This is a genomic window from Effusibacillus consociatus, from assembly GCF_042652925.1.
Taxonomy (GTDB): Bacteria; Bacillota; Bacilli; order Tumebacillales; family Effusibacillaceae; genus Effusibacillus; species Effusibacillus consociatus.
On record NZ_JBHSHC010000090.1, the window covers coordinates 1 to 25279 of the forward strand.

Annotated in this window: 23 protein-coding genes and 1 pseudogene; 18 read left to right on the forward strand and 6 right to left on the reverse strand. The window is 45.8% G+C overall.

What is annotated here, in order from left to right:
- Positions 1-148 precede the first annotated feature (148 nt).
- Positions 149-604 (reverse strand): DUF441 domain-containing protein, encoded by a 456-nt coding sequence (locus tag ACFO8Q_RS10475; protein ID WP_380025725.1) that lies wholly within the window; start codon positions 602-604, stop codon positions 149-151.
- A gap of 92 nt (positions 605-696) precedes the next feature.
- Positions 697-1599, reverse strand: coding sequence for a homoserine O-acetyltransferase MetA (gene metA / locus ACFO8Q_RS10480; protein WP_380025726.1), 903 nt, complete (start codon positions 1597-1599; stop codon positions 697-699).
- A 388-nt stretch (positions 1600-1987) separates the two neighbouring features.
- Here metA and pdaA point away from each other — a divergent pair, with 388 nt between their 5' ends.
- On the forward strand, positions 1988-2704 hold the full coding sequence (pdaA, locus tag ACFO8Q_RS10485) for a delta-lactam-biosynthetic de-N-acetylase (protein ID WP_380025763.1): 717 nt from the start codon (positions 1988-1990) through the stop codon (positions 2702-2704).
- Between the two features lie 357 nt (positions 2705-3061).
- A complete protein-coding gene (locus tag ACFO8Q_RS10490) occupies positions 3062-3385 on the forward strand; it encodes a hypothetical protein (protein WP_380025727.1) in 324 nt (107 codons plus the stop codon).
- Between the two features lie 58 nt (positions 3386-3443).
- Here ACFO8Q_RS10490 and qoxD read toward each other — a convergent pair whose 3' ends face one another.
- From qoxD to qoxA, 4 genes are read right to left on the reverse strand one after another with little or no spacing between them, the layout of a single operon-like run.
- Positions 3444-3743, reverse strand: coding sequence for a cytochrome aa3 quinol oxidase subunit IV (qoxD, locus tag ACFO8Q_RS10495; protein ID WP_380025728.1), 300 nt, complete (start codon positions 3741-3743; stop codon positions 3444-3446).
- A gap of 1 nt (position 3744) precedes the next feature.
- The gene (qoxC, locus tag ACFO8Q_RS10500; RefSeq protein ID WP_380025729.1) at positions 3745-4350 is read right to left on the reverse strand and encodes a cytochrome aa3 quinol oxidase subunit III; all 606 of its coding nucleotides are present in this window, start codon (positions 4348-4350) and stop codon (positions 3745-3747) included.
- The gene (gene qoxB, locus ACFO8Q_RS10505) at positions 4340-6316 is read right to left on the reverse strand and encodes a cytochrome aa3 quinol oxidase subunit I (protein ID WP_380025730.1); all 1977 of its coding nucleotides are present in this window, start codon (positions 6314-6316) and stop codon (positions 4340-4342) included. Before qoxB ends, qoxC begins: the two co-directional genes overlap by 11 nt.
- Complete coding sequence (qoxA, locus tag ACFO8Q_RS10510; protein WP_380025731.1) at positions 6306-7286, reverse strand: cytochrome aa3 quinol oxidase subunit II; 981 nt, start codon at positions 7284-7286, stop codon at positions 6306-6308. Before qoxA ends, qoxB begins: the two co-directional genes overlap by 11 nt.
- Before the next feature lie 359 nt (positions 7287-7645).
- Between qoxA and ACFO8Q_RS10515 the strand changes: the two genes are divergently transcribed.
- The 16 genes and pseudogenes from ACFO8Q_RS10515 (at position 7646) to ACFO8Q_RS10590 (ending at position 25267) form a co-directional block, all read left to right on the forward strand.
- A complete protein-coding gene (locus ACFO8Q_RS10515; protein ID WP_380025732.1) occupies positions 7646-8377 on the forward strand; it encodes an MBL fold metallo-hydrolase in 732 nt (243 codons plus the stop codon).
- A gap of 1 nt (position 8378) precedes the next feature.
- A complete protein-coding gene (locus ACFO8Q_RS10520; protein ID WP_380025733.1) occupies positions 8379-8975 on the forward strand; it encodes a TetR/AcrR family transcriptional regulator in 597 nt (198 codons plus the stop codon).
- Between the two features lie 858 nt (positions 8976-9833).
- Positions 9834-12141 (forward strand): annotated as a pseudogene (helD, locus tag ACFO8Q_RS10525) (RNA polymerase recycling motor HelD).
- 419 nt (positions 12142-12560) lie between these two features.
- Positions 12561-13697 (forward strand): flavin monoamine oxidase family protein, encoded by a 1137-nt coding sequence (locus ACFO8Q_RS10530; protein ID WP_380025734.1) that lies wholly within the window; start codon positions 12561-12563, stop codon positions 13695-13697.
- Positions 13694-13921: an FAD-dependent oxidoreductase gene (locus tag ACFO8Q_RS10535; protein WP_380025735.1), complete on the forward strand. Its 228-nt coding sequence runs from the start codon at positions 13694-13696 to the stop codon at positions 13919-13921. Before ACFO8Q_RS10530 ends, ACFO8Q_RS10535 begins: the two co-directional genes overlap by 4 nt.
- A 133-nt stretch (positions 13922-14054) precedes the next feature.
- Positions 14055-14216 carry a hypothetical protein gene (locus ACFO8Q_RS10540; protein ID WP_380025736.1) on the forward strand — a complete coding sequence of 54 codons (162 nt, stop codon included), beginning with the start codon at positions 14055-14057 and terminating at the stop codon, positions 14214-14216.
- 242 nt (positions 14217-14458) lie between these two features.
- Complete coding sequence (locus ACFO8Q_RS10545; protein ID WP_380025737.1) at positions 14459-15649, forward strand: DUF2515 domain-containing protein; 1191 nt, start codon at positions 14459-14461, stop codon at positions 15647-15649.
- Positions 15573-16055 carry a CBO0543 family protein gene (locus ACFO8Q_RS10550; RefSeq protein WP_380025738.1) on the forward strand — a complete coding sequence of 161 codons (483 nt, stop codon included), beginning with the start codon at positions 15573-15575 and terminating at the stop codon, positions 16053-16055. The genes ACFO8Q_RS10545 and ACFO8Q_RS10550 overlap by 77 nt, the downstream gene beginning before the upstream one ends.
- A gap of 21 nt (positions 16056-16076) precedes the next feature.
- The gene (locus ACFO8Q_RS10555) at positions 16077-18407 is read left to right on the forward strand and encodes a xanthine dehydrogenase family protein molybdopterin-binding subunit (RefSeq protein WP_380025764.1); all 2331 of its coding nucleotides are present in this window, start codon (positions 16077-16079) and stop codon (positions 18405-18407) included.
- On the forward strand, positions 18394-19233 hold the full coding sequence (locus ACFO8Q_RS10560) for an FAD binding domain-containing protein (RefSeq protein WP_380025739.1): 840 nt from the start codon (positions 18394-18396) through the stop codon (positions 19231-19233). Before ACFO8Q_RS10555 ends, ACFO8Q_RS10560 begins: the two co-directional genes overlap by 14 nt.
- A complete protein-coding gene (locus ACFO8Q_RS10565; protein WP_380025740.1) occupies positions 19230-19700 on the forward strand; it encodes a (2Fe-2S)-binding protein in 471 nt (156 codons plus the stop codon). Before ACFO8Q_RS10560 ends, ACFO8Q_RS10565 begins: the two co-directional genes overlap by 4 nt.
- 109 nt (positions 19701-19809) lie before the next feature.
- Entirely contained in the window at positions 19810-20241 is a 432-nt protein-coding gene (locus ACFO8Q_RS10570; RefSeq protein ID WP_380025741.1) for a hypothetical protein, read from the forward strand.
- 328 nt (positions 20242-20569) lie between these two features.
- Entirely contained in the window at positions 20570-22405 is a 1836-nt protein-coding gene (gene glmS / locus ACFO8Q_RS10575) for a glutamine--fructose-6-phosphate transaminase (isomerizing) (protein ID WP_380025742.1), read from the forward strand.
- 259 nt (positions 22406-22664) lie between these two features.
- A complete protein-coding gene (locus ACFO8Q_RS10580; RefSeq protein WP_380025743.1) occupies positions 22665-22841 on the forward strand; it encodes a hypothetical protein in 177 nt (58 codons plus the stop codon).
- A 120-nt stretch (positions 22842-22961) separates the two neighbouring features.
- Positions 22962-24941, forward strand: coding sequence for an AMP-binding protein (locus ACFO8Q_RS10585; protein WP_380025744.1), 1980 nt, complete (start codon positions 22962-22964; stop codon positions 24939-24941).
- Entirely contained in the window at positions 24917-25267 is a 351-nt protein-coding gene (locus tag ACFO8Q_RS10590) for a class I adenylate-forming enzyme family protein (RefSeq protein WP_380025745.1), read from the forward strand. The genes ACFO8Q_RS10585 and ACFO8Q_RS10590 overlap by 25 nt, the downstream gene beginning before the upstream one ends.
- Positions 25268-25279 lie beyond the last annotated feature (12 nt).

Consider the following 25279-nt stretch of genomic DNA (forward strand, 5'->3'; position numbering starts at 1 on the left):
TTCGTCGCCATTAACACTACCAAAGATAAGGCTCTTTTTCCATATGGATTTACTCACTTTTTAAGTGAACTTCGTATATGCCCATTCTCCTTTGATGTTATTGGATTCATGAGCTATTCAGAGTCATTCCATGAATATTTCAGGGAAACTATCTTTTTATCCAAAGATAGCTCCTCATTAACACAAATACAATTGCAGATGCTGTCAAGGGCCCGACCGGAATTCCGTCTAAAAATACAATTCCGATGATGGATCCTAACATAATTCCAACCATTAATTGGGGTTCCATCCGGAGCATGGTCAGACCTGGGCCATTCAGAGATGTAGCCAAGATTCCGCCCAATAAAGCAGCTATCCCCGTAACAGTTGACAAAGCCCCCAAAAGATCCAATGATTGAACTTGTCCGTCCACTAACGGCACTAAAATGGCAATCATCAAAAATAACAAACCAAGTTCCAATCCGCGTCTTTCCAAAGTAGGTAAAAACCGCTGGAATTTCATCAGTTTGATGATTAACAAAACACTGGCGGCTATGGCAACTATTTTTGCCTCCCCGATGATTCCGACAATAATAAGGATCACAAGAATTCGATCTCCAGCCATCTTCACCACTCCTATTTCACCGATAAAAATATATGGACAGAGTTGGGGGGATATGCAAAAATAAAAAAAGAACACCCGAATCCGGGTGTTCTTTACCATTCGTAAGGTGTAACTTGATAAACGTAGTAATTTAAAAAGTTGGAGAAGAGCAGATGGGCGTGGGATCGCCAGTTATAGACAGGAGGCGTGTCAGGATCATCAGACGGAAAATAGTGTTTGGGAAGTTCGATTTCCAGCCCTCGCCCCAAATCCCGCTGGTACTCCTCTTGAAGAGTATAACGATCGTATTCAGAATGACCGGTCACAAAAATCTGCCTTCCGTCTTTTGAAACCACAATGTAGACTCCAGCTTCATCCGACTCGGAAATAATTTCAAGTTCTTCCACCTTTCGAATATCCTCCGGTTTAACTTCGGTATGTCGGCTGTGTGGTGCCCAGAAAAGGTCATCAAATCCCCGGACAAGCGGGATGCTGCAATTCACACGATGTGAGAAGATGCCGAACACTTTTTTCTCAACCGGGTATTTCGGGACACCATAATGATAAAACAGACCCGCTTGAGCCGCCCAACAGATGTGCAGCGTAGAGGTCACATGGGTTCTTGTCCATTCCATAATCTCCTTCAGTTCTTCCCAATAGGTTACCTCTTCAAACTCCAAATGCTCCACCGGTGCACCCGTGATAATCATTCCGTCATAATTGAGATGCTTGATCTCGTCAAACGTTTTGTAAAAGCTTGTTAAATGTGATTCTGAAGTGTTTTTTGATTCATGGGACAGCATCCGTAATAAGCTGATATCGAGCTGCAGCGGAGTATTTCCGAGAAGCCGAAGCAGCTGAACCTCAGTGACTTCCTTATTTGGCATCAGATTCAAAATCAATATTTTTAATGGGCGGATATCCTGGTGAATCGCCCGGTCTTCCTGCATCACAAAAATATTTTCCCGTTCCAGAACTTCTCTCGCTGGTAAATGATCGGGTATTTTAATAGGCATAGCGTTCCCTCCATTCACTCTATTCAGAATCATGCCTCTAATTCCGAGCTACTATTCTATGTAAGGAGGATACCACATAAAAGCGCTAATTAGGAACGAGAACATTCTGGAGCAGGGAATATCTGGTGGTCGGACAAACATGTTGAACTCTCCGAGGGTTCAAATGGAGGCCTTATCCGCAACAAGGTAGAGACTCATGAAAAACGGCGCCACTTGGCGCCGTTTTTTGTGCAACAAAAATAACTTTTCGATCTTCGTGGGATATTACCCTTGGTGGCCATAAGGCAAAGGAGACCAAAAACACCAAGGAGCGAGTAGAAGAGTGAAACGTTTTGCCATTCCAATATTTATTTTCGCATTATTGTGCTTTGCTCTGCCGGCAAATTCGATGGCAGCCGATTCGAATGCCGCTCATCATTTTGGTTTTAAAAAAAGCAAGAACGGACAGCTTCCTTCAATTGACCAAGAAGGATTTAAGGAGACTTTGCAGAAGCATGGTGCCATCTTTTTGGGGGATACTTCGAAAAAAGAGCTTTATCTGACCTTTGACAATGGATATGAGAACGGGTACACCGTAAAGATTCTGGACATATTGAAGGAAAAAAAGGTACCAGCGATCTTCTTTGTAACGGGACAATATATCAAAGATCAGCCTGAGTTATTGAAACGAATGGTGGATGAAGGTCATCTGATCGGCAACCACTCGTGGAATCACCCGGATGTGACCCGAATATCCAACGAGAAACTGAAAGAAGAATTGGACAGAGTCAAGCAGGAAGTCGCGAAGCTCACCGGGCAAAAAGAGATGCATTTTCTTCGTACACCAAGAGGAATTTTTAGTGAGCGGACACTTGCTTTGAGTAAGGAACTTGGATATACCAATGTTTTTTGGTCGATCGCCTATAAAGACTGGGATATCAGGCGCCAAAAGGGATGGACTTATGCGTACGAGAAGGTAATGGGTCAACTTCATCCCGGTGCAGTGATTTTGCTTCATTCGGTTTCCAAGGACAATGCAGAAGCTTTGGGGAAGATCATTGATGATGCGAGGCAAAAGGGATATGAATTTAAGAGTTTGGATCAGCTGAAATTGAAAAACTATTAAAGGAAAGCGAAAGAAGGGCACCTTAAGGGTGCCCAACAACTTACCCCACCGCAAAAGCAACTTGATGCAATGTTGACCATGTTTCGTTTTCTAGTCCTTACCATCTGGAAATAATTCAGAATTGTTGCTATAATTTATTTGTGAACATTTTGTGAACGTATAATGGAAACGAGGTGATACGTAACAGAGTTCCTGGGAACCCTTAACGCTTTGATTCTCAAAAGTCACTTTCCTGATAGCGTTATCATGCGAATTTTCTCATTCATGGTAGTACTCGATGCAAACTTGTTTGTGTTCTGGATTTGTTTTGGAACGTGCAGAAACGATGATAACTTTATTTTTCGGGGGGAGATTGCAGTGAGCAAGAGACACATAAAATTACTTTTACATATAAAAAGGGTTACGATCGCTGGATTGATTGTAGGAGGAAGCATCTTTGGAAGCAGTTTTTTTATAACCGATCCTATCCACGCGTATTTATTACATATTGGGCTTGGCCTCATTGTTTCTTCAATGCTGATTTTCGGATTTGGCATGTTCGTTTCACTTATGGGTGAGGTCAATACGCGTAAACCGATAAAACCTGCAAAAAATTCCAGATCCCAAACCAATGGCAATAAGCTAAACAACAAGTTCCAAATGAGCAATAAGCTCTTTGTAATAAAAGGAGGTAAGCTATAAGTAAAAGAATCCGGCAATAAAGTGCCGGATTGATATTTGTCGTTTCTATTCCTTTTCGTTAATGTGCGTGTCCGGATGTGAGTACCCACACCGAACCTGCTACAATGATGACCGCACAAACTACTCCATACACAATATTGATAAGATTCGTTTTTCCGTCTTCCCCCTCAGTAACATGCATAAACATGAAGAGTTGAAGAGCGGCTTGAAGAATCGCTAACGTTCCAATAATCGCCATTACTGCTGGAAATGACAGAGCCGTTTTTAACACTACTCCTGCTGCCAGAAATGTAAGCAGCAGTGACAATACGAGACCGTAGACATGACCCATTGGAAATCCATTTGCTTTCTTTTCCATCTTAGGACACCATCGCTTTCAGATACACATAGGTATAAATGAAGATCCATACTACGTCCAGAAAGTGCCAATAGAGTCCGATAATGAACGTTTTACGAGCAGTTTCCGGAATTAAACCTTTCTTTAAAAGCTGGATGATGATCATAGTCCCCCAGCCAATACCCATTGTAACGTGTAAACCATGCGTTCCCAGAAGAAGGAAGAAGCTTGAGAATGCAGCACTTGTTTGCATAGTGGCTCCTGCATGGACATAATGCATAAATTCATTAATCTCCATGTAAAGGAAACCTGCACCAAGGATGAACGTGATAACTAACCAAGCTAACAACCCTTTAAGATTGTTGCGGCGCATTTCAAAAATTGCAATGCCACAAGTGAAGCTGCTTACCAAGAGAAGAAGCGTTTGGATCATGACATCTTTAAACACCATGATGTCTTTAAGGACAGGCCCGCCCGCATATCGTTCACCGAGAACACCATAACCGCTGAACAGTGTAGAGAACAGTACGATTTCAGCACCTAAAAATATCCAAAAACCAAGTATGTTTAAGCGGTTTTGTTCTGTTTGATATTCCAAAGGTAAAGACGTGTTCACTTTAGCCGACACGAGTATTCACCTCTCCCTCTGCTTGCCTCCAAGCACGTTCTGTAGCAAGAATTTCTTCTTTGTGAATATGGTAGCCATGATCATAGTCAAAGGACCGTGCAATCAATCCTGCAAAAATACCAATTGATGCGATCGCGGCAGCCAAATGCCATTCAAATACGAGGAAGAAGCCAACGATACCAAATACTGCACACATTACAAATGGAAGCCCTGAGTTGCTTGGCATGTGAATTTCTTCAATTTGGTTTTCATCGAGCTTGATTCCAATGTTGTTTTTCTTCATATACCAGAAGGCATCTAACGTTTTCACTTCTGGAAGGTAAGCAAAGTTATAATATTGAACCGGTGAAGCAGTTGCCCATTCAAGTGTTCTTGCATCCCATGGGTCGCTGGAGATGTTTCTGTCTGCATATCGAACGCTCCAGTAGATGTTGTAGCAGAATACCGCAAAGCCTGCTGCAAGAATCAGCGCGCCGACAGCTGAAAGCAAGAACAGTTCTGAAAAACCTGATGCGGCAGAGAACGTATAGGAACGTCTGATTGCACCTTTTAAACCAAGGAAGAACATTGGGAAAAATGTCAAGTTAAACCCGATTACAAACAACCAGAAGTGCCATTTGCCAAGTCTTTCATTAAGCATATGCCCGAACATCTTTGGCCACCAGTAGTAGAGACCTGCAAACACCGCAAACACTACGCCAGGAATGAGTACATAGTGGAAGTGTGCGACCAGGAACAGAGTATTGTGGTATTGGAAGTCGGCTGCACCCATCGCTAGCATTACACCAGTCACTCCACCGATTAAGAAGCAAGGCACGAATGCCAATGCCCAAAGCATTGCTGAAGTCATCTTGATACGGCCTTTTCTCATCGTGAACAACCAGTTAAACATCTTAACACCGGTTGGTACGGCAATCATCATCGTGGTGATTGAGAAAATCGAGTTTACTGCTGGACCTGCTCCCATTGTATAGAAATGGTGAACCCAGACCACCATACTTAAAACTGCGATACCGACAATCGAGTAAACCATTGACTTATAGCCGTATAACGTCTTTCGGGAGAACGTTGCAATAACTTCTGAGAATATACCAAAGGCAGGAAGAGCAACGATATATACTTCAGGATGCCCCCATAACCAGAAGAGGTTGGCCCAAAGCATATCCATACCACCGCTGGAAACTGTAAAGAAATGGGTGCCATAGAGACGGTCAAACGTTGCCATTGCTAAAGCCACGGTTAAAATTGGAAATGCTGCGACAATAATGACACAAGTTACAAAAGTAGTCCACGTGAACATTGGCATACGCATAAGAGTCATGCCTTTTGTTCTCATCTTCAAGATCGTTACGATAAAGTTGATACCTGTCATGAGAGTACCGATACCGGCAATCTGTAAAGCAACTGCGTAATAGTTATTACCGATTCCCGGTGTAAACTCTTTACCGGCCAGCGGAAAATAATACGTCCAACCCGCATCCGGAGAACCACCAACTACAAACGAGATGTTAAAGAGCATCGCCCCGGCAAAGAACAACCAAAAACTTAACGCATTCAATTGTGGAAACGCAACGTCTCTTGCACCGATTTGGAGAGGGACAGCTACGTTCATTAAACCGATTAACATCGGCATTGCCATAAACAAGATCATGATAACCCCGTGGGTTGTAAAGATCTCATTATAGTGCTGGGCATCCAAGAATCCCATCTCAGGTCGGGCTGTCTGTGCTTTCATTAAAAGGCCGTCCATACCACCGCGGAAGAACATCAGAACACCCGAGATGATATACATCACACCGATTTTTTTATGGTCAACAGTGGTCAGCCACTCAGTCCAGAGCCACTTCCATTTTTTTAAATAGGTGATTCCGGCGACAATACCAATTGTCGTTAAAACGATTGCAATTTGAGAACCAATAATCAACGGATCATTAAAATAAAACATCTCTTTCAAATTAATGCCCATGCGTGTCACCCCGATGTGCGTCTTTGTTCTCTAAATTCTGTACTGCATCTTTCTGTGCATCTGGACTTCTATAGTTATCTTCTTCTTCGAAGATTTTACCTGGGTATCCGTGACCTCTGTACAGCTCAGGGTTCGTATATGACTTAGAATCCGGTTTAGAGTGATCAACCCACGCCAAGTGTGTGTTAGAGTAGGTTAAACGACCTAAGTGAGTCGGCTTCAACAATTCTTCATATTGCTGCTCAGTCAGTTTCGGAGCTGAACTTTTTGCCTCACTTACCCATTCATCAAAGTCTTTCTCTGTTTTAACCTGAACTTCAAACTCCATTTCAGCATAGCCTTTACCATTGAAGTTTGTGTTTCTTCCAAAATAGGAACCAGGATTATCTGCAACCAGGTACAACTGTGTTTCCATCTTATTCATCGCATACTTTTGTCCGCCCAATGCGGGTATCCAGAAGGATTGCATTGTACCCGCGGATGTAAGCTTAAAATCAATTGGTGTATCCTCAGGAATATTCACGTAGTTGACAGTTTCAATCCCTTGTTCCGGATAACTGAAAATCCACTTCCAATCAGCTGAAGTCACATGAATTGTGATCGGCTTTTTACTCTCATACCCAGCCGGTACATTTTCCAAAGCGTAAAGAGTTTTCACAGTTGGCACCGTCAATGCAGTTACAATTAAGATTGGGATCGCTGTCCAAATGATTTCCAATGTTGTGCTGCCATGCTCCTCCGGGGGCTCATAGTTCATGTTTTCTTTCTTTTCTCTGTATTTCCAGACGATATAGCCAAAGAGAGTCAATACAACTACAACCACCAATAACATCCATAATAATGACCAGTTAATCAGTTCCATAATACTTCTTGCTACAGGCCCTTGTGGTTCAAAGACTACCATGTTCGTTTGGCATCCACTTAGCAATGCGGATGACATTGCCAAAAGGGAAATCAACCACTTTTTCATCCTCTCTACCCCTTTAAATAGATAATTAATTTTGTGAAAAAATTCACAATTTCAATTTCATTTGGTATGTGATCTGCTGCCAAATTCATAAGTAAAGTGTTAATCGGCGGCAGAGAACTGTTTGATTCTGTATGAAATCATAACACACCTCTACCCACAAAATTGTTACAGTATCTAGGCTAAATTGTTACAAAACAAGTAACGAGCACCTGATTTCTCGGAGAAAAATCGAACCTTTTGTTAATGGAGGCAGAAAATTACGACTAATAGGCGGAAAGGAAAAATCAGGCTTGAAAAACTAATAACGTTAGTTATAATAAAACTAACATGATTAGTTTTGGGGGGAGGGGATTTTCCCATTGCAACTCATTCGCGAAAAGACCGTTTACCAATTGGCGTTTCTGCCGCGTTTTTTTCCCGTCAATTGTTATTTGGTGGAGGAAGACGAAGGTTTGACTCTCGTAGATGCTGCGCTGCCCTACAGCTCGAAGGGAATTCTCCAGGCGGCAAGCAGAATCGGAAAACCGATTACCCGAATCATTCTAACCCATGCCCATGGCGATCATGTAGGGGCACTCGATGCCCTTAAACAAGTTCTGCCTGATGTCCCTGTCCATATTTCCAGCAGGGATGCCCGGTTAATGGCCGGAGACCGCACGCTGGACTCGAACGAACCGAATACCCCAATACGTGGCGGAGTCCCCAAAAAACTTAAGACGCGGCCGGACGTGCTGCTTCAAGAGGGAGATCAGATCGGTTCGCTGCTGGCTGTGGCTGCACCGGGACATACGCCAGGCTCGTTTGCATTTCTCGACACCCGCAACAAAGCTTTAATTGCCGGTGACGCGGTTCAAACAAGGGGCGGTATTGCGGTAGCGGGACAAATTCGGCCGTGGTTTCCATTCCCCGCAATGGCGACATGGAATAAGCAGGTGGCGCTGGAGAGTGCCCGCAAGCTGCAAGGGTACCATCCATCATTACTTGCAACGGGGCATGGACGAATGCTGAAACAACCGGGAGATGCTATTGATAGGGTCATTGCGGAAGCGGAACAGAATCTTGAACACACCCAACAGCAAGGGAGGAGCTAACATGTCTCCGAGAATGGGGCTTGAGATGAATACCATTTTAAAAGCCGCCACGGAAATTGCCGATACACATGGTATCGATGAAGTGACATTGGCCTCATTGGCCAAAAAACTCAAGATTCGTTCCCCTTCGCTGTACAACCATGTCGACGGATTGCAGGGATTACGAAAAAAGCTGGCCATCCACGGTCTCGAACAGCTTCACAACGTCTTGACACGAGCGGCCATCGGGCGATCCGGTGATGATGCGGTGCGAGCCCTGGGTGAAGAATATGTGGCATTTGTACGAGCCCATCCCGGACTGTACGAAGCAACCCTTAGAGCCCCTGATCCGCGGGATCCCGACATTCAACGAGCGGGAAGCAAAATCGTCGATCTGGCAGTCCGCGTGCTGAATGCTTACGGCCTGGAAAACGAAGCGGCACTTCATGCCACGCGCGGACTGCGCAGCATATTGCATGGCTTCGCTTCGCTCGAGCAGATAGGGGGATTCGGACTTCCGCTCAACCTTGATGTGAGCTTTCGTTTGCTGATCGATACCTTTCTTGCGGGCATTCACATGATGAAGCAAAAGGGGGAACCAAATTCGCATCCCGAATGAGGGGAAGGAGAAAGTAAACATGAATTTGGAAGAAGGGGAGGTCTCGTGATTGCCTCCTGAAAACGTACCGCAACTTCGAAAAAGCAGGCATCAAGAATATTACGTAGAGGTTTTACAAAGACGGTAGGCACGAAATGTTAAACGAAATTAACAAAGAAGAAGTTTACCGGGATGTCATTCAGTGGTTAAATGGGCTTGTTCAAGCAGCAGCAATCCTCCGCTAATTGGAGGATTTTTTATTCATTAAAAAAGCTGCCGAAGGCGGCATTCTATTGGACCTGTTACTGGGTCGGACCCAGTTCCGGAGTCTCGGTCGGTTGTTTGGGAAAATGACTCGTCCGCGGGAAATAGCGGACTTTCAGGTATTTATTATGACATTTTTGGTAGTGATTTTTGAAATAACAGTTTTTAAGCTCTTATTCCGCCGCTTGAGCGCCAAAGAGGTATAAAAAGTGTCGAATAAGTACCTGCGAATCCTTTATTTTCAAAATCCAGCCGTCGGATAGTGAAATACCGGATCGAAAATCCGTTATTCTTCAAACGGGGAGGCAGCAGCAACGTCCAATGAAATCGAACTTTTAGGCCAAAAAAAGATATACTTTCCATTACGATAAAAAAAACGTCTTTCGACGTCCTTCTTGATTTCAGGAGTTGCGGTTGGTACAATGACTAATGGTGCGGCATCAACAGCATTCAGTTACACAAACAATATCCCTATTATATTATATCACAAATTTATTTTGTGTGTCAAACATGTACTTATTTTATGAGTTTATTCCATCGTTATATACAGGACAGGGGGGCAATTTTGTGAGCATTACGGAAAATGATTGGCGTGTAGAGCAGCAACGCGTGAATATGGTCACCGGGAAAATCGGAAAACGGATCGAACGGCTGGAGGGGGAAATCGGAAAGGTTAAAATGGACGTCGTAGCCATCCGAAAACATTTCTGGGACGATGTGACCGTGAATTTGAGCAACCCGGACGATGTCACGGAGACGTATTTCAGCATGAAACAGCAGGCAGAAGTGCTCTCCGAGAGAGAACGCAGACACCGCCACTCCGTTGAAGAGCTCAACAAACTGACTCGATTGATTCAGACACCCTATTTCGGCCGAATCGATTTTACGGAAGACGGTGCACGAGAAGCTGAGCGAATCTACCTGGGTATTGCCTCTTTTCTGGACGAGGACAACGATACTTTTCTGGTATACGACTGGCGGGCCCCGGTATCCAGTCTATACTACGACTACCCGCCTGGACCGGCTGAGTATGAGACACCCGGCGGAAGAATTTCGGGTACGCTGTCATTAAAGCGGCAGTATGTGATCCGCGATGGGAGGATTCGTCTGATGTTTGATACCGGCGTCACGATCGGTGACGAGCTGCTTCAGCAGGTGCTGAGCCGCAGTTCCGACGCACAGATGAGGAGCATCGTGGCGACAATCTAGAAGGAACAGAACCAGATCATCCGCAACGACCGCAGCCGTATGCTGATCGTCCAGGGTGCAGCGGGAAGCGGCAAAACTTCGGCCGCACTGCAGAGGGTTGCCTATCTGCTGTACAAATATCGGGAAACACTCCAGGCTGACCAGATGGTGCTGTTCTCGCCAAATCCGCTTTTCAACAGCTATGTCTCAACGGTTCTCCCCGAGCTTGGCGAAGAGAACATGCAGCAGACAACTTTCCAGGAATATTTGGAGCACCGGCTTGGGAGGGAATTTGAGCTGGAGGATCCGTTCACCCAGATCGAATACGTTCTGACGTCCGCAAATGCCCCTGGCTATGCGGCAAGACTCAGCGGAATCCGCTACAAGTCGTCAGCCGATTATCTAAAGGCGATTCATACCTATAAGGACGTGCTCGAGCAAGAGGGAATGATCTTTAAGTCGGTCAAGTTCCGAGGACGTGAGATTATCCCATCGAGCAGGATCAAAGAACGATTCTATGCATTCGATCCGGCAATCCGTTTGCTTAATCGCATCGTTCTATTACGGGATTGGTTATTGGAGGAGCTTGCAGCTTTCGAGGAAACAGAACGGCATGAGGCATGGGTCGAGGAGGAGGTCAATCTGCTCGATCCGGAAGACTACCAGCGTGCCTACACGCGGTTGCGCAGTATGCAAAAGGGCAAGGGCGTTACATTCGATGACTTCGAAAAAGAGCAGGAAATCCTTGACCGGATGGTCGTGGCCGAACGGCTGAAGCCGTTGCGTAAACGAATCAAACGGCTCCGTTTCGTTGATGTGACGGCATTATACAAGCAGTTGTTTTCGGATCAACAACTGTTTGCCCGCATTGCAGGGGAGGCGGGTATTCCCGAGTATTGGCCGGAGATCTGCCGACAGACAATTGAGAAGCTGGAACGGTCGGAGATTTCCTATGAAGATGCGACGCCCTTTTTGTACCTGCGGGAACTGGTGCAGGGGTTTGAAACCAATAATTCAGTCCGCCACGTCATTGTGGACGAAGCGCAGGACTATTCGCCGTTCCAACTGGAGTTTCTAAAGCGGCTTTTCCCGCGCTGTAGAATGACGGCACTCGGTGACCTGAACCAGTCGATCTTCGCTCATGCTTCAGTTTTAAACGAATTGGAACCGATCGGTGAACTGTACGGACCGAAACAGACTGAACTGATTCGCTTAACACGGAGCTACCGCTCAATCCGCGAAATCGTAGAGTTTACACGCGGAATGGTTCCGGGGGGGAGCAATCGAGCCGTTTAATCGGAGAGGCGAGAAGCCAAAGGTAACTGTTGTGGCGGATCGCGACGATTTAAACGAGAGGATCGCCGCCGACATCGAAGAGCTTCGAGCGGACGGCTATGAATCGATTGCGGTCATCTGCAAAACGGCTAGTGAAAGCGCTGAGGCCTATGAAGCGCTAAACGTAAAACAGCCGGTGCGATTGATCACGAAGCACACGTCAGCGTTCGAGAAAGGGACTCTCGTCATCCCCGCGGATCTTGCAAAAGGTGTGGAATTCGACGCCGTCATAATCTACAACGTCTCCAAGGAGCAATACGTCCATGAGAACGAACGAAAGCTGTTCTACACCGCGTGTACCAGGGCGATGCACCTCTTGCATATCTACGCGTTCGGGGAACCGAGCCCGTTCATCACCGGACAGCATCCGGACACATATGTGTACGAAGCGAATGTCTAATGACCGCAAGCTAAGATCGGGGATCTCTTTGACGGGGTGCCGGACCGGAAGGATTTTTTCACCTTATTCAGAATATATTGTATGAAGAAGAAGCCCTTCCGTTTGGGGCTTCTTTTAGTTCAACTGATGGGAATCCTACCAGAAGCCCGGATGGATTCTCAATGTGGCAAGGCGGGGAATTTGAATGGCAAAAAAGCATGTGCTTTTAAGTGAAGAGGGAAGGCAAAGGTTATTTCGAATGATTCGGGAGGTCCACCCCGATTATTCAGAAGACCAATGTTTCATGCTTTTATATAGCAAAACAGACGCTCCATACGTGGAGTACCGAGTGATTGAACAGCAGTTGCGAGAATATCTTGTCAAAAACACCAAATAATCGGTCCGAGTGTTTTCCGATCTATCTCTGGGAGGAATAAACCATGGTTGGAAAAGACAAAGTTGATGTAGTTGTCGTTGGAGCAGGGATTGCGGGATTAACCGCAGCGTGGGAAATTAATAGACACAATCACAATTTCGTTGTTTTGGAAGCCCGTGATCAGGTAGGTGGCCGGATTCAAAGTGTTACGACCGAACTGGGAGTTACTGTTGATTTGGGTGCGCAGTGGATTTGTTCCCATCATCAAAGAATGCATGCCTATGCAAAACAATTCGGACTCAAGACTGCCCCGACGTATCGATCTGGCAGAACGATCTATCATTTGAATGGAAAGCCAAAAATCACGTTAAAAGAAATTCCTCCCCTCTCATTTAAAGCTGTTGTCGATCTCATTCAGGCGAAAAATAAGATTGATCAGTGGGTGGGGCGGCTGCCGCAAGAGGAGCCTTGGAACTCCGCTCTGGCCCACAATTTGGACCAGTTCACGATCGATAGATGGACTGAAGAAGCCTTGCTTACCCAATCAGCGCGAAATTTCTATCGTTTGTGGGCGGAAGCCATGGCTTGTGTCGACTTGGATGAGATTTCTCTGTTGGATATGCTATGGTGCATCAAGACAGCCGGTTCGTTGGAGAATGTCCTGCATGGAGAAGAAGAATGGTTTATCGATGGCGCCCACTCCATCCCTCGCCGCATGGCTGAGAGGTTGGGAGAAAAAGTGAAATTGAACACACCTGTGAAACGAATTGTTGTCAATACTGACGGAGCAGATAATACAGGGGTTTGGAAAACAAAACATGTCATTGTTGCGGTTCCTCTCATACTAGCGGATCGCATCGGATACGATCCGCCGCTTCTTGCATCGCGTGCTCAATTGACACAAAGGCTCCCGCAATCTATAGTGATTAAATTTAATGTAATTTATGAAAAGCCCTTTTGGCGGGCAGAAGGTCTAAACGGAATTTCCTACTACGACCAGGGCTTGATTCGATACACGATTGACAGTACGCCTCCAGATACAAAAATTGGTATATTAACGGCATTTTCAGGTGGAAAATTTGGCCGGAAACTGTCTGCAATGGACCTTGTAGCCCGTCGCAATAAAGTTATCAATGACCTCGTGGAATTGTTTAGCCCACAAGCGAGAACCCATCTTGCGATTTATGGAAAAATTGGTTGAAAGATCCATTTATTGGAGATGGTTTTGCTGCACGTTTTTCGCCTGGGATCATCGCTCAATTCGGGGCAGCCCTTACTCAATCTGCCGGGCCGATTCATTGGGCAGGAACAGAGACGGCCACTGAGTGGCGACTGTACATGGAAGGAGCTGTGCAATCCGGCCAGCGCGCCGCTCTGCAAGTTCTGCGGATAGACAAAAAACATATAGGTGTAAAATACATATAAATGAAATTAGGGAAGCTGGAATAACAAAAACGAGGACGAACCTGATATTTTGTTCCAAGCAAGACACACCGAAAGGTCCATAATGGGGAGTAGCGGTCACTCATCTTTCCGATTAGAAGGGGGAATCACGACTATGAGTCAGGTAACTGTATTCGTAGATGAAATGGCTGTCAATCTGCCGTTACATACACAGGTCGAGCATGCCGTCCGAGCCTATTTGTTGCAGCGTGACCCGGATCTGATCAAGTTCTTGGAAAGAAATGAGATCTATGCAGTCGATCCCACTGGTCATTAGGTTCGTTATGACCATACACTAGTCCAAGGGATGCGGCTCTATATCAAAAAAGTAAACCGGTAGAACAAGGATGGTTGTTAGAAGCTGGACGATATTGTCGTCCAGTTTCTTTGTGTTTTGGCAGGGAATTATGTCTGAAGCCATAAACCGAAATCAAACACATACACTTAAAAACAAAAAGAGCAAAATCTCTTACCCATCACTCCTGTTCTCCACTAGTGTCCTGCCGGAGGAAAGATAGCATGAGAATCACAACCATCAAAAAGAAATGGGAGGAATTTAAACAGAGTCAGATTCAACCCCTTCTCCCGATCAAGAAAGAATTAGTAAAGAACAGTAAGGGTTCGAAGGAACTGATTGCTGACATTACAGAGTTGCCTTCGGCAGATGGGAAATTAATTAAACAAATCATAGAACGAACTCGCCAAAAAAATAGAAACAACGTTACCCGAACGATGGCGTATTATGATTTTTACTGTCGTCACCCCGAGATCCACTGGGCATTTTTAGGGCATATGGTCTCCAGGAACGGCGGTTGGAACATGACCGATTTAAAGGGAGAGCTGCTTACCAGATTGCTTTCGAAAAAGGAACAACAGGAGTATTTCAATTTTTTGGAACGTGGAAATTGGTTGATCTTTCAGGATGTGTATCCGCAGCTTTTATTGTATGAGGAGAGCCTTAAAAGAAAAGCAAATCTGTTTTATCTGTTGCCCTATTTTCATGTCTCGGTCTTTATGCTGACGATATGGAACCATTTTTGGAACTATCAAGACTGTTATCGATTAGCAATTGCACTTGTAATAAATGAACAAAGCTATTTGGAACAGAGGGTGATTCAAAACCCTTTCTATCAAAAAACAGTTTTGAAAACGGTGGAGTTTCAACTCCAGGATGTTTTGAGCCTTAACCAAATCATATTCCCTCGGTATCAACAAGATGGAAACGGCAGGGAGGAACCACCGGATCTTATCGGTACAACGATTCATCATTTCGCTTCTCTTCATGAACGGATTTTATTGGGAAAACGGTTGTATGCACTGTTGTTTAATCGCCCTGCTGTTTTACAAAGCGTTTTGAAGTGGGCAGCAAAGCATCCACATACAGGCTCTCGAAAGGATTATTGGCCGCATTTGTTTAACACTGTAAACGAGACATTGCCAGGAATCTCTTACAAGCAGCGTACGGAAAATTGCAAACTAAGGCCCGGGGCAAGACGATTATACAGTCCTGCTTTGGTTCATGCCTGGAAGGATGTTCCGCATGAGGAAGCCGACAGGGGCGATTGGTTTGAAGATTGGAGAATCCTGTATTATTTGATTCCCCTAAAGGAAGAAGTGGATGGTGAGATTGTCAATGCATATTGCAAAACATTGGAAAAAATCGAACTTGCCATTTTGGCCCAAGAAAAGATCTTTCATCCCAAAATTTAATGCGGGGAATGCCATCCGATCCTATGTGCCAACGATGATATTTTCATCCTGGTTGGGAACGTATGCGGACCTCATTCTGGTAGAAAAAAAGATCTATTCTTTTCCTGTCAGACCTTTTCCGGATACTTTTAAAATCAATATTGCGTTTACATTGTTCCTGCTGCCCATTATGACAGCTTTCTTTGTTTATTACGCAAAGAAATTAAAGACAACACAGCGTGCGATGGTTGTCCTTTCAATTGGAATTTTAATGCCGCTTGTGGAACGGATTGCGGAAAAGCTAGGGTGGTTTGTTCACGGCAATGACTGGAGATATGCATATTCCTTGTTCGGCTATATTCTGTTCATGTGGGTAGTATGGAGATTTCATTTATGGCACTCAACGAATAGTCAAATAAAGGAGTGATCAGGGGGAATGAAGAGTTTCATAGGAATAGGCCGAAGTGTTCCAAGAAAGGAAGCTTTGGATAAAGTTACGGGAGCGGCTAAATATACCTATGATCGAATAACAGCCGGAATGTTACATGCAAAGATGGCGACAAGCCCCTATGCCCATGCAAGAATCAAATCCATTTCTACCGACGAGGCTTGGAAAGTACCCGGCGTGCGAGCCGTAATTACAGGACAGGATTGCCCGGTTCTTACCGGAGAAGAAATCAGGGACAGATACCCTATTGCAGTAGATAAAGTCAGGTATCACGGTGAAACGGTGGCGGTCGTAGTTGCCGACAGTGAATATCAAGCCAAGGCAGGCGCCGATGTGATAAGAGTGGAGTATGAACCGCTGCCGGTTGTCAACTCTCCAAGCGTTGCCATCAGGAGCGATGCACCTATAATCCATGAAAATCTGGCGAGCTACGAACGGACCAGAGAAGTGTATCCGGAACCCGGCACCAACATAGCACACCGTACAAAAATACGAAAAGGCGATATGGCGAAAGGATGGATGGAAAGCGGGGTAATTGTGGAAGCCTTTTTTTCTTTTCCTCCTTCCGATCACGCTGCAATGGAAACCAGGTGCGCGATTGCGGAAATTTTACCCGATGGACAGATCAGAATTGAGTCCTCCACGCAATCCCCTTTTATGGTAAAAAGATTGATCAGTGAATTCTTCCAGGTTGAGCAGAAAAAAATCAATGTAACAGCTCCGTTAGTCGGAGGTGCATATGGCGGCAAGGCTCCCGTACAACTCGAACTGCTCGTTTATTTGGCTTCAAAAGCCGTCGGTGGCCGGTCCGTCAAACTTGTGAACTCAAGGGAAGAGGATTTTATCACTTCCCCGGTTCACATCGGATTGGATGCAAAAGTCAGGCTTGGATGTACCGCAGCAGGAAGGCTAAAAGCTGCCGAGATCCTCTTTTTGTTTGACGGCGGCGCATATGGAGATAAAGCGATCGATGTAAGCAGAGCCGGGGCTGTGGACTGCACAGGTCCTTACAGTATCGAAAATGTGTGGTGCGATTCGTTATGCATGTATACCAACCATCCATATGCAACGCCCTTCAGGGGATTTGGCCATCCGGAGCTTACCTTTGCCGTGGAAAGAACCCTGGATATTTTGGCACATAAACTCGGTATGGATCGTTTGGAATTGAGATTGAAGAATGCAATAGCTCCGGGTGATACCACACCGACTCAAGCGCTTCTTGATGCCAGCAATGTAGGAAATCTGCCCGAATGCATCGAGAGATTAAAAGAATTAATCCAATGGGATGAAGGGGAAAGAATTGAAATCGGCCCCCACAAAGTAAGGGCAAAAGGAGTCAGCTGTTTCTGGAAAACGTCCACCATCGATACGGATGCCGGATCGGGAGCCGTTCTTACCTTTAACCGTGACGGCAGCATGAACTTAAATTGCGGAGTGGTCGAGATTGGTACGGGCACCAGAACGGTACTGGCACAAATATTATCTGAAAGAATGAAAGTGGATGTGAACCAAATCCATGTGAAGATGGAAGTGGATACGGAAGTTTCTCCCGAACATTGGAAAACTGTGGCCAGCCGGGGCACTTTCATGGCGGGGAGGGCTGTGCTGCATGCCGCTGAAGATGCTATTGTCCAGCTGCGTAATATAGCTGCCGCTGTATTAAGATGCTCACCCGAAGATTTGGAAGTTGCAGGTGGAAGGGTATTTGTAAGGGCCAATCCCAACATTGGAATCGCGATCAAAGACATCGCCCATGGTTACAAATATCCCGACGGGATTACAATCGGGAGGGAAGTCATCGGACGGGGGAGTTATATAATCAGACATACAACTTTTCTTGACCCGGATACGGGGAAAGGGGTACCGGGCCCCGAATGGACCGTGGGAGCCCAGGCAGTGGAAGTGGAGTTGGATACGAAAGAATATACCTACAAGATTTTAAAGGCGGTCTCTGTCATTGACGCGGGAAAGGTTCTGAATCCGAAACTTGCGGAAGGACAGATCATGGGCGGAATGAGCATGGGGTTGAGTTTTGCAAGCAGAGAATCTTTTTTGTTCGATGATCTGGGCAGAGTCCAAAATACTCAGTTTCGCAGCTATAAAGTGATCCACTACGGACAAAATCCCGAATACTTAGTCGATTTTGTGGAAACTCCCCACGTGGATGCTCCCTATGGCGCACGAGGAATTGGAGAACATGGGGTGATCGGGATGCCGGCGGCACTGGCAAACAGCCTGTCGATAGCAGCTCAAGCGGATCTGAATCAATTGCCGTTAATCCCTGAGTATATTTGGAGAAAGAAAAAGGGAGATAACCATGATCTCATTTGATTTTGAATATTACAAACCCTCTTCCATACTAGAGGCGGTAAGATTATTTCAACAGTTAAGCCTGCAAGGAAAAAAGCCCATCTATTATTCCGGCGGCACAGAGATCATTACAATGGCTCGATTAAACCTCCTGTTTACTAAAGCGGTCATTGATATAAAAGGGATTCCCGAATGCAACGCACTTCAGATTCGAAAGAATCAGCTTACCATCGGAACTGCATTAACACTGACTCATCTTTCGGAAGCGAATGTGTTTCCTCTGCTTACGGAAACCGCCGGAAGGGCGGCAGATCATACGGCACGCAACAAGATTACACTGGGGGGAAACATCTGCGGCTCCATTATTTACAGAGAAGCGGTACTGCCGTTTTTATTGTCTGACAGCGAAGTTGTTCTAGCAGGTACCAAAGGTATCAAAGTGATGCCGATCAATTCCGTCTTCATTCGGGAATTGCAATTGGAAAAAGGGGAATTTTTTGTTCAGGTACGAACAGATCGAAGTTATGCCGAGTTGCCTTATGTCAGTGTGAAGAAGAGGAAGTTGGAGAAAATCGATTATCCCCTGGTTACGATTGCTGCTCTGAAAAAAGAGAATCGGATCCGGGCGGCATTCAGTGGAGTGTGTGCTTTCCCGTTTCGATCACTCGAGATGGAAGACGATTTGAATAATGAGAATCTTCCTTTAGAGATCCGGATCGATCGGGCAATCAGCCATTTGCCCGCTCCCATAATAGACGATATACGAGGTTCATCCGAATACAGGGAGTTTGTTCTGAAAAATACATTGTTCGAGATTTTAGAAACGCTGGAAGGGGTGAGGGAGTGACAACAAAATTTGCAATCGTTCTTGAGGTTAACGGCGAAACCAGAAATGTGACCGCCAGAACGGCAGATACTCTGCTATATGTTCTGCGGGAACAGCTTGGACTCACCGGTGCGAAACCAGGGTGTTTGAATGGCGATTGCGGTGCGTGCACTGTACTGGTAAACGGTTGGCCCGTTAAATCTTGTATTATGCTGGCCGTTGAGGCACCGGGAAATCAGATAACGACAATTGAAGGTCTTAACAATACACCCATTCAAAAAGCATTTATTGAAAAAAATGCTTTTCAATGCGGGTATTGTACGCCCGGATTTATAATGAACAGCTTTGCGCTGATCAACATCCATCCGGATGCAAGCGATGATGTCATCGAAGAATGGCTGCAGTCCAATATCTGCAGATGCACGGGCTACAAAGAAATAAAAGAGGCTGTAAAGTCGGTTCTAGGCTATCGTCTTAACGGTTCATGACCTGGCAGGCGGGCACGAGCCCATTTTTTCATGGTTAGCCGTTCCAATTCCTTTAAGGTAAACATTTAATGTAGTATCGTTAGGTTCCTTTTACGATTGAGGTGATACCATGAATGAAGGGGGAAAGAGCCAGCCTCAAAAGATCGTTGAGTCCGTTTATCTGATGCTCGATCTGATCACAGCGGCATTACTGTTAACCGGCCAAATCACCATTCGAGGAGTTTTTTTCACTACCGGAGCGAGCTTTTCTCTTTCACTGGCCGGCCCTGTTACAGGTGGAAAACGTTCTGAAGCGGTTGAAGAAGCTCCAAGCGCCAACCTTGTCCTTGACTTCGTGGATGTTCTAACCGCGCTGCTTTTAATCATCGGGGAGATCAACGTTGTTGGAACCTTACTTACATCCGGCGGGTTTACCATCGTGGTCAGCGGTCCTATTTTTGGACGCGAGAAGACAGAAGCGTATATCCCAACCACACGGAGGTTTATAACTGACTTTCGCAAGGAAGTGTTTCGCAAGTGTGGGATTCATAAACTGAAATGATAAGGAACGTGTGCAATATGGCTTTGCCAGACACCCCTTCCATCAGACCGCCGAAAGGCACTGTTTTTTATATCGCCGCTTTTCTTGCTGTTTTCATTTTCTTCTTTACACGTCCGAAAGAAGAGTCTGCCGGTCAATAATTGTCCGGGCAGAATCCATCTCCATGAATCTTGAAACGGGGCAGGGGAAAGGGAAATTGTTTTTCCTTTACTTGTCCTTTTTTTCGGTTTAAAAACGCAACAATGTTATGTTGCAATTAACTGGCTGATTTACAGTGAATTCGTTATAATAAAACGGTGCAAGAGAACAGTTGAACGGGGGGAAGGCGATGAGCGGTATCGTCGGTTTTTTGGGAAAACGGAACGCACTTCCCATTCTTCTGGATTGTTTGGAGAAACTGGATTATCGAGGTTATGACTCCGCAGGAGTTGCGATTTCCAACTTTTACGACATTGAGGTTAAGAAAACAGTAGGCCGAGTTAAGAATTTACGATCCTTATTGGGAGATGACCCCATCCTCCAAGGTACCCTTGGGATTGGACACACCCGTTGGGCCACTCACGGAATTCCCTCTGTTACGAATTCCCATCCTTTGTCCGGATGCAGTGACCGGTTTTTCGTGGTTCACAACGGAATCATTGAAAACTACGCACAATTGAGGAGAAGTTTGAGTCAAAAGGGACATTCCTTTATAACGGATACCGACACCGAAGTAATACCCCATTTACTTGAGGAATACGACACTGGTAATTTTGAAACAACAGTGCTGAAGGTTCTCCCTATGTTAAAGGGATCGTTTGCCTTGGCCATAGTAAGTCGTGAACAGCCTAACACGATCATTGGCGTTTCGCAGGATAACCCCCTTGTTCTGGGATTTGGGAAAGAAGAGGCTTTTCTCGCCTCAGACATTCCTGCAATTCTATCGTATACTCGGGAGATTCATCCGATCAAAAATGGAGAAATCGTGATTCTATCTCCGGAAAAAGTTGTAGTGAAAAATTTCAATGGAGATGTCCTGGAACCTGAGAGAATTGTGGTTGAATGGAACGTACAGGATGTAATACTGAATGAGTATCAGCATTACATGATGAAGGAAATATTCGAACAACCCAAGGCGATAGAAGAAACGCTCCTCGGACGATTGACTCCCCACGGAGTGAACCTTCCGGAGCTGGAATCGATTTGGGACGAAGAATCGGTTAAGAGGTTAAGAAAAATATACATCGTGGCAAGCGGCACCTCGTATCATTCCGGACTGCTGGGTAAAAAAGTAATCGAACAATTTCTTGGTATTCCGGTAGAAGCCACTTTTTCCTCAGAGTTTACATACAATCATCAACCTTCAAACGAACCCAGCCTGGTGATCGTTTTGAGTCAATCCGGTGAAACGGCGGATACTCTTTCCGCCCTTAGACAAGCCAAACAATCCGGTTGCCCGGTTATTGCCATTACAAATACAGCGGGGAGTTCCATCGCCCGTAAAGCAGACAGCACCATTTATACCAAGGCGGGTCCTGAATTGGCTGTGGCATCTACCAAAGCCTACACCTCCCAGATTGTGGCTCTGATTCTATTATCCATCTGGCTTGCAAAAAAGGGAGACGGACCAGGAACAAGTCATATCCGCAGTCTCGTGGATTCGCTGGAGTGCCTACCCGGGGATGTGGAATCCACATTGATCATGACACAAGAAGCAATCGATCAGTTCGCCCAAATCACCTATGATCAGGATCATCTTTTCCTTATCGGACGCGGGTTGGATTACGTTCTGGCTCTGGAGGGTGCCTTGAAACTCCAAGAAGTAGCCTATATTCATGCCGATGCTTATGCTGCCGGCGAAATGAAACATGGGACGATGGCCCTGATCACCCCGGGAGTACCCGTAATAGCATTGGCCACACAGGAATCGGTTTTGGATAAATTGATCAGCAATATAAAAGAAGTCAAGGCAAGAGGGGCCTTTGTCGTAGGAATTTCTACAATCGGTGACGATCTGATAGGAGAAGTGGTGGATCAGGTGCTGTTTATCCCTTCGACCCACCCGTTGTTAATGCCCATCTTGGCTGCTATTCCTCTCCAGCTTCTGGCTTATTATTCCGGAACGGTTCGAGGGCACGACGTAGATCGTCCGCGTAATCTCGCGAAAAGCTTGACGGTAGAGTGAATCTTACATTCAACCTTCAAACGGAGTACATTTTTGTTGAAATTTGTCGGATTCTAAAATATAATTCATATGTAATGGTTCATTACATATTTTTCTCAAGGGCTTAACCTGCTACGGAATCGTCGGGTTAGGCTCTTTTGTTTGTCGAAACTTGACAGAAAAACACGGAAAACATTTGTTTACAGGACTCCAACCCGATTTTAAAATGGTTATAAAGTTAATGGCAGTGCATCATTCAACTCCTATGAGGTGATAATGGATGAAGTTTATTGTTGAATACTTTACTTTAACCGGCCTTAATCAAATCGAATTAGAAGCATCGTCTTATCGTGAGTTGGAGTTGATTGCAAATCTGGAGATGGAGAAAGGGAGCGGAATTTTAGGCATTCGATGCATTCGGGAAATTCGCAGAGTAGAAAATAAGCTTATAAGTTAACGTTCTGATTGCACCCTCGATAAACAGGAGGGTGTTTTTATTTAAACCGGAGGACGAAATTGAATTGGTTCCTACCGTTGCTCCTGGGGTATAGTAGAATAGATTCAGGGGGGGATCCTGATGATTCTAAAAGACATAATGTCCCCGATTCGCTCGTGTCTGCTGCCGTCAGACAGTTTGCGAACGGCGATCCGATACATGAAGGAAAGCAAATTCGAGATCATTCCTGTCACAGATGAATCACAGCGATTGATAGGAGTCTTCACCCGTCCGATTCTCTACCAGATTTTACTTGATGGTCTTTCCCTGGAGACTCCAATCCGTTCCTGTATGAAACGGGATGCCGTGGCCCTGCCCTTTGACACTCCTTATGAAGACATTGGGGAGATCGTCAAAGACAGTAAGGTGGGTACAGGAATCGTACTTGACCATGATCGGCGTGTAATGGGGCTGTTTACAAAAACGGACATGATCATGTCCCTTTTTCGGATGTCCCAGTCTCTGAAAGAACAGTTGGAGGCGGTACTTCACTTCACACATTTGGGAGCATTTGTAACGGATGAGGAAGAGAACATCTTGTTCGTCAATGAAGTTCTCTGCAAGATGTTGGGAAAAGAGCCTGAAAACTTGATCGGACTTCCTTTGCGGACTGTTCTCCCAAACATCAAGTTCTCTCCGGATCTGGTGAAAAAAAGCGGTCGTGTCCAGATTGGCCAGATCCGTACGGTGATGCGCCTCTCTCGCTACACGACAATTAATGGTCACTCAGGTCTAATCGGTCTTTTTCAGGATGTCTCCGACCTGGAAGAGATGGCAGAAGAACTCGAAATGGTGAAAAAGTGGCAAAAGCTGTTGGATACCACGATTGAACACGCCTATGACGGACTTGTGATGGTGAATGAAAAAGGGGAGATTATCTTCCTGAATCGACCGATGGCGGAGTTGTTCGGTTTGGATAAGGAAGTCTGTATCGGCAAACCGTTGAAAGAAGTACTGCCTCAATTGGAACTGATCCGGGCTTTGGAGACAGGCGTCGCCGAACTGAGTGACGTTTTGGAATCGAACGGAATTCGTTATCTGGTACAGAGCATTCCCGTGATTCAGGATGGTCGCATTATCGGGGCAATCGGCAAGGTTTTATTCCGGCAGCTGCACGAGGTACGCGATGTGCTGCGAAGGTTGGACGTGTTGGAAAACCAAGTTGCGTACTATAAGGAACAGGTAAAGCATGTCAATTCCGCCCGGTTTACCTTCGATCATTCGGATACCGGTCTGGTTGTCTGTGATGCGGATTACGGAGAATTAATCGAAGAGGCGCGCAGCGATCTGCCGGCTGTCGAACAGGTAATTGTTGTGGGAACCCCAACGGTACAAAGGCACCTGGCTTACGAACGGATTTTATCAGACAGTGAAGAGGAACCTGACGTAGTGGTGCACGAACATGATGACTTGGAGATCCTTTATACATCCGGTACAACCGGGCGTCCCAAGGGGGCTTTGTTCGATCATCGCCGCATTATGCAGGTCGGCATTAAAATGATGGCCGTTTTAGGTCTTGTAACAAACGACCGTTTGTTACATTTGGCGCCGCTGTTCCATTCTGCCCAACTCAACCTGCTTTTGCTCCCCGGGTTCTTTTTGGGAACCGGTCATGTAATTCAACGGGATTTTCATCCGCTTGAGACGATGAAGGCGATACAGGAACATAAGATCACGTTTTTCTTTGGAGTACCCGCCATGTACACCTACCTGCTGCAGGTGCCCAACCGTGAGCAGTTTGATCTGTCCACCGTATCCCGCTGCGCATATGGGGCGGCACCGATGGCACCGGAGATCGTTAAGCAGAGCATGGAGATGTTCGGGACCGATCAGTTTTACAATCTGTGTGGTTTGACGGAAGCCGGTCCGGGCGGGATTTGTTTGACTCCGGAGGACCATAAGACGAAGCTGGGAGCGAGCGGTTTGACGATGTTCCATACGGAGGCGAGGGTTGTTGATGATGTGGACGAAGACGTGCCGCCGGGGAAAGTAGGAGAGTTGGTTCTGCGCGGGGAGACCCTCATGAAAGGATATCGTTGGTTGACCGGAAAAAAGACCTGATTATTTCCGGGGGAGAGAACGTCTACTCGGTTGAGGTGGAGCAGATTTTATACGCTTATCCGCAAGTGTTGGAAGCGGCTGTGATCGGAATCCCGCACGAAGTGTGGGGAGAGATGGTGGCGGCGGTGATTGTCCCTAAACCGGGGCAAACGATCGACCGGGAACAACTGCAGTCGTTCTGCCGCCAGTCGCTGGCCGGATATAAGATCCCTCGCGTAATCCTGATCGTCGATCAACTGCCGCGCAATGCGTCAGGAAAAGTACTGAAATATAAGCTTCGGTCAGATTTCAAAGACCATACCGGGAATAAGGATACCGTCAATTGAAGGAAAAGGGAG